Raw genomic sequence first — 12,869 nt, 5'->3', positions numbered from 1 at the left:
CATGAGGCTCAGCAATCAAGGTAAGCCAGGAGTCACTCTATCCTGCCAGGAAAATGGATTATTCCGTACAACCAATCCATTCCTGCAGGAATTGCCGGTGCTTTATCTTCTAAAATACATTTTGTTCTTCGGCTGGGCACCGGGGCAATCAGACAATAGCTGTCAGGTAATACTCCCTATTCAAAACCCAAAGAGGAAAAAACTTATGGAGACAATCATTCGAAAAAAACGGCAGATGACATATTTTCTAACCTTATTCTTCCTGGCAGCATCTATCAGCCCGGCTTTTGCTGCCACCGACGAAGGCGTCGAGGTTTTGACCAAAACTTCACGTGCTTTCTCTACCGTGGTCAAGGAGGTGACGCCTGCCGTTGTTCATGTGCAGGTTGAAAAAGAAGTAGGGGCCAGGGACTACACCAATGAATTCTTTGACAATCCTTTTTTCGAACGATTCTTCGGGCCGGAGTTTCGCCGCCAGGCTCCCCCCCAGCAACGCAAACAGCAGGGCCAGGGATCAGGATTCATCATCAGCGATGACGGCTACATTCTTACAAATAATCATGTAGTTGCTGATGCCGATACCATTACCGTTACGCTGTCGGATAACACCAAGCTGGAAGCGGAATTAATCGGCAGCGACCCGCAGTCCGATGTCGCTCTTATAAAAATTGACAACGGCAAGAACCTGCCGGTTGTCCCCTTGGGAGATTCAGATGCTCTTGAAGTTGGTGAATGGGTAATCGCCATCGGCAATCCCTTCGGTTTAAACCAGACGGTCACCGTCGGCGTTGTCAGCGCCAAAGGTAGAAGCAGGGTGGGCATCAATGAATATGAAGATTTCATCCAGACGGATGCCGCCATTAATCCCGGCAACTCAGGAGGACCGCTGCTCAACATACGGGGCAAAGTGGTCGGTATAAATTCGGCTCTTTTTTCCCGCACCGGTGGATACATGGGTATCGGTTTCGCCATTCCCATCAATATGGTCAAGGCCATATATGAACAGCTCCGCGAGGAGGGCAAGGTAACCAGAGGATGGCTGGGCGTTGCCATTCAGGACGTCGATGAGAGCCTGGCTCAATCCTTTGGGCTCAAACAGGCCGAAGGTGTATTGGTGAGTGAAGTCCAGCCGGATTCACCGGCCGCAGAAGCCGGAATCCGGCAAGGAGACGTGATAACGGAACTTAATGGAGTTAAAACGACGAATGTCATTGAGCTTCGAAATGCGGTAGCTCTTCTCGTCCCAGGAGTAAAGGCCAAATTGACCGTCATTCGTGACGGCAGCAAAAAGGAGATTGAAGTGGTAATCGGCGAGCAGCCCGGGAACCTGACCGGTGAACCGCAGGCTTCTCCCGGTGAAAAGGAATTCCTTGAAAACTTCGGCCTTTCCTTTCAGGAGCTCACGCCGGAGCTTGCCGAGCAGTTAGGTTATGAAGGAGAGAAAGGGGTTCTGATCGGCGGTGTTGAACCAGGCAGCGTCGCGGCAACCGCCGGTTTGCAGCCCGGTCAGCTGATCCAGGAAATCAACAGGCAGAGAGTTGAAAATATTGAGGATGTCCAGCAGATCCTGCAAAAGACACCTTCCCCGGAGAGAATACTGCTCAGAGTCAAAACAGGACGGTACAGCTCATATGTGGTACTTGAAGCACCGTAGAATAGCGGCCTGATAAAGACACAAAAAAGCCTGCCCGGTAGAATATTCAACAGGGCAGGCTTTTTTTATTTCGTAACTATCCAGCAGCACTCTGTCCACGATCAAGGCGTCCATACCCAATGTATAGCTAACCGCCCTGCTTATGGACATATGGCGCACCCGAAGTCGGAGTTTATGCCCGTCAGGGTGCTTACCTCTAAACGGTTACAAACAAACAGGTGGTTGGCCAAATAATGAGAAGCAATCTGAATAGTAACTTTATTTCAGTCATTGCCCCTACGCCTTTCGGCAATTTTTTCAAATATTTTCATAATGATCGGCAGCTTCTCGAATTCATCTCCGGATATGCGGCGCAAGACAACATCGCTGTTGGCGATAACGGTTGCGTTGCGTGTACGGCTGCTGGAAAAATAGGCCATCTCTCCGAAGACATTTCCGGCGGTCAGGGTGGTAATCAGATTGTCGTTCTCGTCAAGCGCATTTACGCTGCCGTTATCGATATAATATACGCCGTTTGGCGGATCATTAATCTTGACGATCACCTCACCCTTCTTCTTCCAGATCAGTTTGAATAAACGCTCCCATTCCGTATCGACTACCAGGGTGTGATAAAAATCGACATCCATGGCACGCAGCAGTTCATTGGAAAGATGCAGCAGCCGGATTCCCAGAGAGTCGCCGGTCGTTCCCCGTATCATCATGCCGGCTTTGTTGAATTCATCACCGGGATACGGGGTGTTGCGGATATATTCCAGCAATCTCTCAGAGGCCACGTCTTTCTTGCCGGTCATCGATACAAAAAGTTTTTGAACCTCGTTGAGCTTTTCCTTGGCCAGGGGAAAATCCGCCCGGATACCCTGAAGCTGATTGCCGCAAAACAATTCCACCGCTTCATTCTTCATCTCGATAAACCTGAAGAGATCTTCGGGGTCGCCATCCATTGGACAATTGTGTATCCCGGGTTTATAAATGGTATAGACGTGAATGGGATGGTGAAAATTTTTGGGAGTTATCTTGCCGATGCTGACTGTATTGCCTTTTTCCCGGGCCTGCCAGAAGGCTACTTCACGATCCATCAAAAAGCTTGTACCGAAATATCCGCACAGCTCTTCGAGACGGCTGGCCACGGAAAAACTCGCCCCAAACCGCATGATCCTGCCGCCGATGTACGCTTCTATGATATCACCTGCAAAAATTCCGATGCGGGTCTGCGGTATTGCTCCACGCTCCATAGCACGTGCCATGTTCAGCGCCGCCTCGATAGCCCGGTCACAGACATCGGTCTTGCCCTCGCCCTCCCTGTTTTCAAAAATAGCAATGGCGCCGTCCCCTGCCGACGGTTCAATATCCTGGTACTCTTCATCGCCGACATTGATGATTTCCTGGAGATTGCGATGATATTCAATGATGAAATCACGAATCTCGACAGGGCGCATATCTGCGGTTTTCTGAGAATACCGCACCATGTCGCAGAGGAGGATAACAACTCTTTTTTCGCTACCTTCCATTTACCGCCGTCCCTCCATTCAGCCGGTGTATTGTATTCTGAATCTGCCGATATCTCGATTTATTGAGGCTCGGGAAAAACCTCAGTTTATCATTCCAAGAAAAAATAACGCCGCAACTACCACCGCAAAAAAGATGGCGACCTTGACGTTAACCATCTCATCTTCAGGCTCATGCCGATGTTCATCCATATCAACCTCATCTGTTTTTGGTTCACTTTATATTCTTTACTGTCCACCTGATTTCAAGATGTGACAACGCCGCCTTTACCGGTGAGTATAAGCTCCTGGTATCTTTACCTTCTCGAAGTCGGAGTTTATGCCTACAGGTGCTTATGGCGATGTCATCAGCTTGTGCTATTCTGCGGCAGGCTTATTCAAACGCTCATCATAAAAACTCAACAGGATGAAGGTGGCCAGCGGCTGGGCCAGCAGGATAACCAGCGGCAATGAACCTCCTATGGATATGATGGCAATATATACTATGGTAATGATAATGTGATCGGCGATTGGATCCTTCACCGCCATGTTCCATGATTCCTTTATGGCGTCAATGAGTCCCAGTTTTTGATCTGTCATCAACGGCAGGAGATAAAGACAGGCGAATACAATAAATATCATCACGCCGAACCCGGGAAGTACCAGCAGCACAAAGCCTAAGGCGACGGCCAGAAATGAAACAAAACCAAAAGCGAGCAAAGGCAGAAAAAGCGACATATGGGCGAACAGATCCTTAACCACGGGAGTCCTTCCCTCGCGCTGAGCCAGCAAAAGTGACTGGAAGTAGCCGGCGGCAGTTACCGGGGCGAGAATTCCCAAACTGAAAATCGACACTACAATCTGTACAAAGGTGAGCAGCAGAGCCGGTCCGATAAACTGTAAAAAACTGCCCCAGCCCTTTTCCAGATGAACTTTCAAATCCATTCTTTCCTCCATTTCATTTGTTATTGATTGTTAACCAGTGTCTTTCCAGAAACGAGTAATTCCGGAGTCTGCTTTATTCAGTAAAGACAACCTCCAGAAGTTCCTGAAGAGTTGCAACTCCGACAAGGTGCATGCCGGATTTTTGATGAAGGCGGTCAAGATTGGCCTTCGGCATAATAAAACGTTGAAACCCGAGGCGTTCCGCTTCACCGACCCGCATTTCCACCTGACCGGCGGCCCGCACCTCTCCGGCCAGCCCGACTTCCCCGCACAACACGGTCGCCGAGGGAATCGGGCGCTCCAGCATGCTTGAGGCCAGAGCGCTGATAACTCCCAGATCGAGAGCGGGTTCCTCAATGCGTATGCCTCCGGCAATATTGAGGAATATATCGTGGCCATAGAGGTCCATTCCGGCCTTTTTTTCCAATACCGCGCAGAGCAGGGCAAGGCGCTGGGGATCGGCCCCGATGGCTGTTCTTCTCGCCGTTCCCAGATTTGTCGGGCTTACCAGCGCCTGTACCTCAACCAGAATCGGCCTGGTTCCCTCGACACTGGGTATGACAACCGATCCTGGCACATCCAGCGGTCTTTCCGCCAGAAAAATTTCCGAAGGGTTTTTCACTTCCACCAGACCTTCTTCCTTCATCTCGAAGACCCCGATTTCGTTGGTGGAGCCGAAACGGTTTTTCTGGGTCCGCAATATCCTGAAAGCATGATTTCTATCGCCTTCGAAATAGAGGACGGTATCCACCATATGCTCAAGGATTTTAGGACCGGCGATAGCACCTTCCTTGGTAACATGGCCGACCAGCATCACCGGAATATTTTCCACCTTGGCCATGCTGAGCAGCCTTGCCGCCGATTCCCGCACCTGGGTCACGGATCCCGGCGCTGAGGAAATCTCATCACAACTCAGGGTCTGAATGGAATCGACGACGAGCAATGCCGGGCGCATCGCCAAGGTCATTTCGATAATCTGTTCAACGTTGGAGACAGTAGCAAGATATTGTTCGGGATGCAGGGCATCGAGCCGCCTGGCGCGCATTTTGATCTGCCGGGCCGATTCTTCTCCCGAGGCGTACAGTACCTTTCCGCCCTGCCGGGCCACTGCCGCCAGCATATGCATCATCAGGGTTGATTTGCCGATTCCGGGATCGCCGCCAATGAGAACCACCGCTCCGGGCACGACCCCGCCGCCGAGGACCCGGTCAAGTTCTTCAATTCCGGTAAAGATACGCTCCTCATCACCATCGGGCGCCAGATGCAGCGGCTGCGGTTCAGCCTTGGGTAAACCGGCTGCTGATGCGGGCCGGCTGATCCTTTCGGCAAAACTGTCCCACTCACTGCAGTCGGGGCAGCGTCCCAGCCATCTGCCGCTCTTGAACCCGCAATTGTTGCAGACGTACTGTATTTTGTTTTTCTTTTTTCCTAAACTGCTCACAAAAGCACCATATATAAGACATAATGCAAGAAAAATTCGGCCCGCCCCTTTACTCCCGGGAGATTAACTAATATTCTACTCCAATCGGAAGTCTCATCGGACTACGGGCAAAAATTGTTTAAAAAGTGCCTGTCCGGGATTTATGGACAGGCACTAACTATAATCAACACTGATATATAATGCCATGCAAACCACTGGATTTGAAAAAAATACAGCCCCGAAAGCAGCTCGATATATACCGCTGCCAAGCTCCATTGCTTTTCTCTTCAGTAGAAAAAGGCTGGTGGGGCTCAGCCTCCTGCTCTTCCTGGTAACCATTTTTCTGACCTGGCTGTGCTATCAGTTTTCCCTGAATCTTATCGACGGCATCACCGGCGGCTTTTTCGTTTCGCCACCCGACACCGCCACCATCATGGGCTGGCTGCACCACAAAGGTTGGCTGATACTGAAGTGGGTCTATCTGTTGATAACCCGAATTGCGGCTTTCTACCTTGCGTTTTTAGTGGCCTACACCATAACCACCCCCGGATATGTCCTTCTCTCTACCTCGGCGGAAAAGCTCCATGCGGGAGAAAAATTTGAAATGGATGAAGGTCTCACCCTGCGTGGAATCCTGCTTGATCTGTGGGAAGGCCTCAAAATAGCCGGATTCGGCATCATTGTAACCATAGCCGCACTGTTTACCAGCTTTATACCGGTGTTCGGCCTGATCATCACCTTTCTGCTCTACACCTACTATTCCGCCTTGATGTTTCTCGACTATCCGGCTTCACGACGCCGCTGGTCGCTCGGCCGGAAAATTGCCTGGATTATGAGCCACAAAGGCCATTCATTTCGCCTGGGTCTTCTTCCCGCCATGGTCAGCATGATTCCTGTTTTCAACATTTTCTTCATTGCCCTGTTATTTCCTGTGCTCACCGTTCATGCCACCCTCAACTTTACCACCCTTGAACTTGTCGCTCAAAATAAGAGGAAACCAAATCATGGCCGTTGAAATCGAAAAGAAATTTCTGGTAAAAAACGACAGTTGGAAAGAAAACACCACTTCTATGATATATTATCAAGGCTATCTCTGTTCGGTTTCCGGGCGCACCGTTCGCATCCGCATCGCAGGATCGAAGGGTTTCCTCACGGTAAAGGGAAAACGCAGCGGCATCAGCCGTCTTGAATTCGAATATCCCATCCCTCTTGAAGAAGCGCGGGAACTACTGGAGAAATTCTGTGAACGACCGTTTATTCATAAACGCCGCCACCTGAAAAACTATGGTGGATTTCTATGGGAAATTGATGAATTTTATGGCGATAATGAAGGACTCGTTGTTGCCGAGATAGAACTTGAAAACGAAAAGCAGAAATTCCCCAGACCTTCCTGGTTGGGTAAAGAGGTCTCTCGTGATCGCCGCTATTATAATGCCGGCCTGAGAGCCTTTCCGTATAAGGACTGGAAGGACGAAGAGAAATGACAAAAGTATGTTTTATAAAATGTTCAAAAGCAGGTAAAAAAAGCCACACAGGGGCAGTAGAGGAAACTGGCCTGAGCCGTCCATCTGCTTTTGCATTTTTTTACGCTGGTTCATATCTTTATGTTGACTTTTGCAGGGGCTTGGTTGTACATTCCTGCGGCTCGCTAGAGCGTTGACCGTGATGTTTTTTGCCCCCCCTCGGAAAATTATTTAATGGGGGTATTTGCCCTGAATCGCTATAAACCAAAGAGGTGAGTAACGGCATGGTTCGAAACCTATATTCCAAACAGAAGTGGAGCATTGAGGATGCTTCGGAACTCTACGGTATCAACAACTGGGGAGCCGGCTATTTCTCCGTTGACGAGTCCGGAGACGTAGTGGTAACCCCCTTTGGTTCAGACCATGGTCCGCGGATAAGCCTGTATAAGGTTGCCCGGGAGATAGAGGAAAGAGGCTTCTCCATGCCGGTCCTGCTGCGCATTGAAAATATACTCGGTTCCCAGATCAAGCTGCTCCATGAAACCTTCCGCAAGGCCATCAAGGAGAATAATTACCAGGGTGAATACAAGGGTGTTTTTCCCATAAAGGTCAACCAGCAGGAGCAAGTCATCGAGGCCATATCCCAATTCGGCAAGGATTACGGCCATGGACTCGAGGCAGGAAGCAAGCCGGAACTGATCGCCGCCATCTCCATGATGAAGAATCGCGATGCCTGCCTTATCTGCAACGGCTACAAGGACGAGGAATTTATCGACCTGGGTTTGTATGCGGTCAGTATGGGATTCAAGGTTTTTTTCGTCATCGAGGTTCCTGGTGAAGTCGATCTGATCATCGAACGCTCCAAACATCTGAACATCAGGCCGCACCTGGGTCTGCGCATCAAGCTCTCGACTCAGGCAGAGGGCCTGTGGTCGCACTCGGGCGGGGACGCCAGCGTCTTCGGCCTGGGAATGAGCCATATCGTTACCGTGGTCGACCGTCTCAAGGAAGAGAACATGCTGGATTGCCTTCAACTCCTGCATTATCATATCGGCTCCCAGATTCCCAATATCCGCGATATTCGCGCCGGGGCTATCGAAGCCTGCAGGTTCTATGAAGAGTTGATCAAAGAAGGTGCGCCAATGGGCTACCTCGACCTTGGCGGCGGTCTGGCGGTCGACTATGACGGCTCCCATACCGATCATCACTCCAGCAGAAACTACACCATGGAGGAGTATTGCACCGATATCGTCGACTCCGTCGTCAGCGTTCTCGACAAAAACAATATCCCTCACCCGACCCTGATCACCGAGTCGGGCAGGGCCACGGTTGCCTATTATTCGCTGCTGCTTTTCAACATCCTCGACGTGTCTTCCTTTCTGCCTCCTCCCATTCCCGAAAAGATGCCGGAATCGACCAACGACCTCCTCGAAAACCTGCTGGCCACCTACAAGATGATATCCCCCAAGGATATTCAGGAATGTTTAAACGACGTTCTTTTTTATAAAAGCCAGGCCAGACAGCTCTTTAAACACGGACAGATAACCATTCGGGAGCGGGCTCTCGCCGAAAACCTGGTGCAGCATATCCTCATCGAACTCTCCGAGGTATCGCGCCACATGAAGCAGATTCCCCGGGGACTGCAGAATATCAACCGTATGGTGTATGACATCTATTACGGCAACTTCAGCCTTTTTCAGTCTCTCCCGGACGTCTGGGCCATAGATCAGATCATGCCGGTCATGCCGATCCACAGACTCAAGGAGGCCCCCACGCATCCCGCCATTATTTCCGACATAACCTGCGACTGCGATGGCAAGATCGACAAATTTCCGGACCCCTACAACGAAAAAAGAAACATCATGCTGCATGAGCTGCTACCGGATGAAGATTATTATCTCGGGGTTTTTCTGGTCGGCGCCTACCAGGAAACGCTGGGCGATTTGCATAATCTTTTCGGAGACACTAATGTAATATCTATCAATGTTAATCAGGACGGCAGTTATCAGTTCATCCGTGAAGTCGAGGGGGATTCTGTAGCCGATGTTCTAGCCTTTGTCGAATATGACGTTCGCTCAATGAAAAACAGATTGAAAAAAATAGCCGAGGAATCAATCCAGCTTGGCCTTATCACAGCCAAGGATCGCAAGGCCATCATCGAGAGCTTTACCGCGGGATTACGAGGGTATACATATTTTGAAAAAGATTGACTAAAAGACACCTAACAAACCAGCAGCCTGAGGAGAAAATTATGTCACGAGTTTTGATCATCGGTGCCGGCGGGGTGGGGAATGTTGTTGCCAAAAAATGTGCCCAGCTCTCCGAGATTTTCACCCACATAACCCTGGCGAGCAGGACATTGCATAAATGTGACGCCATCGCCGTGGAAGTCAAGGAAAACTACGGCGTTGACATCAACACCATACAGGTGGACGCCGACCATGTCTCCGAACTTATCTGGGTTATCGAGCACGTCAAACCCGAACTGGTAATCAATGTTGCCCTGCCCTACCAGGATTTGAGCATCATGGAGGCCTGTCTTGAAACCAACACCAACTATCTCGACACCGCCAACTACGAGCCCCCGGATTCGGCGCATTTTGAATACAGCCATCAGTGGGCCTACCATGAGAAATTCAAGGAAAAAGGGCTGATGGCACTGCTCGGCTGTGGATTTGATCCGGGAGTGACCAATATCTTCTGCGCCTATGCCCAAAAAAATCTGTTCGATTCCATCGAGACCATCGACATTCTTGACTGCAACGCAGGCGACCACGGCCATCCTTTCGCCACAAACTTCAATCCCGAGATCAATATTCGTGAAGTGACCCAGGTGGTGCGGCACTGGCGCAATGGTGACTGGGTGGAAACACCGCCTATCCTCGAAGACGACTGCGTTCATTTCACCTTCGATTATCCGGAGGCGGGCCCAAAGGAGAGCTACCTTCTCTATCATGAAGAGATGGAATCCCTGGTCAGGCACATCAAGGGGCTGAAGCAGATCAGATTCTGGATGACCTTCTCCGAGCCCTATATTACCCATCTCAAGGTTCTTGAAAATGTCGGCATGACCCGCATTGACGAAGTGGAATACGAGGGCCATAAAATCGTGCCGCTGCGTTTTCTCAAGGCGCTGCTGCCGGATCCCGGATCACTGGCTGCCAACTACACCGGCAAGACCGTGATCGGCTGCGTCCTCCGGGGCGAGAAAGGCGGGGAGAAGCAGCAGAAATACATCTATAACGTCTGTGACCACCACGAGGCCTTCACCGAGGTGCAGTCCCAGGCGGTCTCCTACACCACCGGCGTGCCTGCAATGATCGGAGCCATGCTCATGGTCAGAGGGGACTGGATGGGAGAGGGGGTCTTCAATGTCGAACAGCTCGATCCCGATCCTTTTATGGATGCGCTGAACATCTACGGGCTTCCCTGGCAGGTGGTCGATTTCCAAGGCAAGCTTCCCTGAAACCATGACGACCACGATTTATACCAATGATGCATGTCCCGCCGATATCGCCGGCCGGGTTGAAACCCCCAGCTACCTTATCAGCGAGGATATAATCAGGGAGAACTGCGCCATTCTCGAGGAAGTGCAGCGCCGCAGCGGGGCCAGGATACTCCTGGCCCTCAAGGCCTTCGCCCTGCCCGCCCTTTTTCCCCTGATCGGCAGGAGTCTCCAGGGAGTCTGCGCCAGCGGTCCTATTGAGGCGCGACTGGGCCGCGAGGATTTCAAAAAAGAAGTACACACCTACTCCCCTGCTTATTCTGATGACCAGATGGAGAGGGTTATTCACTACTCCGACCACATCCTCTTCAACTCCATCTCCCAATGGAACAGACATAAAGCAGCCATTGCCGGAAGCGGCAAAGACATAGAAGTCGGACTCCGGGTAAATCCGGGATACAGCGAAGTGGCTACCGCTCTCTACAACCCCTGTCTGCCGGGATCCAGGTTCGGCATTCAACCAGCCGATCTGGAGAATATCGATCTAAAGGGTATCAGCGGTCTCCATTTTCACGCCATGTGCGAGCAGAACGCCGATGTTCTGGTCAGGATACTGGAGCGCTTCGAAGAAAGATTCGGCCGCTATATCGATCAGCTCAAATGGGTCAATTTCGGCGGCGGTCATCATATAACCAGAAGCGATTACGATCTCGATCTTCTCTGCCGCACCATCACCGACTTTAAAAACAGGCACCAGGTCGAGGTCTATCTCGAGCCGGGCGAGGCGGTGGTTCTCAACGGCGGCTTCTTTGTGACCTCGGTTCTGGATATTATGCACAACGGCATGGATATCGCCATCCTTGACAGTTCAGCGGAAACACATCTTCCCGACATTCTGGCCATGCCTTACCAGGCGGAAATCCCGGACAGCGGCCAACCACAGGAACTGCCTCATACCTATCGTCTTGGCGGCATCTCCTGTCTTGCCGGAGATATCATCGGGGACTACTCCTTTGCCCAACCCCTGGCCCGCGGCGACAGGCTGGTCATGACCGACATGGCACTTTACACCTTTGTCAAAAACACTACCTTCAACGGTGTCGAACTTCCCTCCATCTATACCTATTCCCTGAAGAAAGGTACCCTGGAGCGTATTCGTAAATTTGGATATGAAGATTACCGGAGCCGGCTCGCATGAGTAAAATCAACTTCCATGGCGATGATGTCGCTTTTTCTCCGCCTCATAAGGCACTTTTTCATATCCTGCCGGTGCCGCTCGAAAAAACGGTATCATATCTGGGTGGAACGCAGCATGGCCCCCAGGCCTTGCTGGAGGCCTCCTGCCAGTTGGAGCTCTTCGACGGAAAATCGATTCCCGCGGAATACGGTATTTATACCGCCGATCCTCTGGACTGTTCTCCCACCATCGAAAAGGTCCTGAACGACCTGCAAGAGAAGGTAAGCAGCACCCTGGAGCATCGCGGCATCCCGATTGTTCTCGGCGGTGAGCATAGTCTCTCCCTGGCTTGTGTCAAAGGCCTCAAGCAGCACAGTGACGATTTCGGCGTCATCCAGTTCGATGCCCATGCCGATTTGAGAAACAGCTACGACGGCAGTCTGCATAGCCACGCCTCCGTCATGCGCCGTATCTACGAGGAAGACATTCCCATCTGTCAGATAGGCACCCGCAGCTACTGCCTGGAAGAACACCTGCTGCGCCGGGAGAACAACATATTCTTTTGCGATGCCGAAACCATCTGGCAGAAGGGTATCGAAGCCGTAAGTCTTCCCGCCGACTTCCCGGAAAAGATCTACATCACCTTCGACGTCGACTGTTTCGACACCTCACTCATGCCTGCCACCGGCACCCCTGTTCCGGGCGGATTGCACTGGCATCAGGTCACGGAAATCCTCCGCTCTCTCTTCAGGGATCGTCTCTGTCTGGGTTTCGACCTCGTTGAACTGTCGCCGCAAACGGGCATGCACGGTGCGACCTTCACCGTAGCTCAACTGGCCTATAACATGATGGGATATCTGGTGCGCAGCGCAAAAAACAAAACCTATTATTCCCTTAGTGATGTCCCTTAAGCTTCGCTATGCCTCATTCCTTCTGCTGGTTCTCTGCCTGCTCGCCCTGTTCTGCAGCGGTGCGGTCTTGCTGATATACCGGAGCAGTTATGTGGCGGCCGCAGGGCTTCTCCTGCTTCTCTATTTCACCACCTATTTGCTGGGAAAGAGATTTGCCGGAATATTTTTCACCCTCTCTTTTCTCAGGCTTTTGAGACAGAAAAACGGGGTATACTCCCGAAGAGCATTCGAACTCTATATGGAGAAATCGATAGCCGCCAGGAGGGATCCCGAACAAACTGAGGTACTGAAACACCAGATCCTGCAGGTTTTGAAGGAGGAGGGATTGATATCCATCGCGGATGATACAATCCTTCTCCTGAAACCTTAG

At 51.1% G+C, this 12,869-nt stretch carries 11 protein-coding genes; 8 read left to right on the top strand and 3 right to left on the bottom strand.

Annotation, left to right across the window (positions count from 1 at the left end):
• Positions 1–205: 205 nt before the first annotated feature.
• A complete protein-coding gene (locus JWG88_RS07040; protein ID WP_205232997.1) occupies positions 206–1,654 on the top strand; it encodes a DegQ family serine endoprotease in 1,449 nt (482 codons plus the stop codon).
• A gap of 263 nt (positions 1,655–1,917) precedes the next feature.
• On the opposite strand, the gene JWG88_RS07035 is transcribed toward JWG88_RS07040, so the two are convergent.
• The 3 genes from JWG88_RS07035 to radA all read right to left on the bottom strand — a co-directional run bounded on the left by JWG88_RS07035 (position 1,918) and on the right by radA (position 5,524).
• A complete protein-coding gene (locus tag JWG88_RS07035) occupies positions 1,918–3,162 on the bottom strand; it encodes a cyclic nucleotide-binding domain-containing protein (protein ID WP_205232996.1) in 1,245 nt (414 codons plus the stop codon).
• 354 nt (positions 3,163–3,516) lie between these two features.
• Complete coding sequence (locus JWG88_RS07030; RefSeq protein WP_205232995.1) at positions 3,517–4,083, bottom strand: hypothetical protein; 567 nt, start codon at positions 4,081–4,083, stop codon at positions 3,517–3,519.
• Between the two features lie 73 nt (positions 4,084–4,156).
• Positions 4,157–5,524: a DNA repair protein RadA gene (gene radA, locus JWG88_RS07025; RefSeq protein ID WP_205232994.1), complete on the bottom strand. Its 1,368-nt coding sequence runs from the start codon at positions 5,522–5,524 to the stop codon at positions 4,157–4,159.
• 184 nt (positions 5,525–5,708) lie between these two features.
• Between radA and JWG88_RS07020 the strand changes: the two genes are divergently transcribed.
• The 7 genes from JWG88_RS07020 (at position 5,709) to JWG88_RS06990 (ending at position 12,869) form a co-directional block, all read left to right on the top strand.
• Complete coding sequence (locus JWG88_RS07020) at positions 5,709–6,518, top strand: EI24 domain-containing protein (protein WP_205232993.1); 810 nt, start codon at positions 5,709–5,711, stop codon at positions 6,516–6,518.
• Positions 6,508–6,987 (top strand): CYTH domain-containing protein, encoded by a 480-nt coding sequence (locus JWG88_RS07015; RefSeq protein WP_205232992.1) that lies wholly within the window; start codon positions 6,508–6,510, stop codon positions 6,985–6,987. Before JWG88_RS07020 ends, JWG88_RS07015 begins: the two co-directional genes overlap by 11 nt.
• 263 nt (positions 6,988–7,250) lie before the next feature.
• The gene (gene speA, locus JWG88_RS07010) at positions 7,251–9,176 is read left to right on the top strand and encodes a biosynthetic arginine decarboxylase (RefSeq protein WP_205232991.1); all 1,926 of its coding nucleotides are present in this window, start codon (positions 7,251–7,253) and stop codon (positions 9,174–9,176) included.
• Positions 9,177–9,217: 41 nt separating this feature from the next.
• Positions 9,218–10,432: a saccharopine dehydrogenase family protein gene (locus JWG88_RS07005; protein ID WP_205232990.1), complete on the top strand. Its 1,215-nt coding sequence runs from the start codon at positions 9,218–9,220 to the stop codon at positions 10,430–10,432.
• A gap of 4 nt (positions 10,433–10,436) precedes the next feature.
• Positions 10,437–11,609 carry a carboxynorspermidine decarboxylase gene (gene nspC / locus JWG88_RS07000; protein WP_205232989.1) on the top strand — a complete coding sequence of 391 codons (1,173 nt, stop codon included), beginning with the start codon at positions 10,437–10,439 and terminating at the stop codon, positions 11,607–11,609.
• On the top strand, positions 11,606–12,499 hold the full coding sequence (gene speB, locus JWG88_RS06995; protein WP_205232988.1) for an agmatinase: 894 nt from the start codon (positions 11,606–11,608) through the stop codon (positions 12,497–12,499). The genes nspC and speB overlap by 4 nt, the downstream gene beginning before the upstream one ends.
• Positions 12,486–12,869, top strand: a complete 384-nt coding sequence (locus tag JWG88_RS06990) for a hypothetical protein (RefSeq protein ID WP_205232987.1) — start codon at positions 12,486–12,488, stop codon at positions 12,867–12,869. The genes speB and JWG88_RS06990 overlap by 14 nt, the downstream gene beginning before the upstream one ends.

Source organism: Desulfopila inferna, from assembly GCF_016919005.1.
Classification (GTDB): Bacteria; Desulfobacterota; Desulfobulbia; order Desulfobulbales; family Desulfocapsaceae; genus Desulfopila_A; species Desulfopila_A inferna.
Note: the sequence above shows the minus strand (reverse complement) of the source record. Positions and strands in the feature narration are given on the sequence as shown.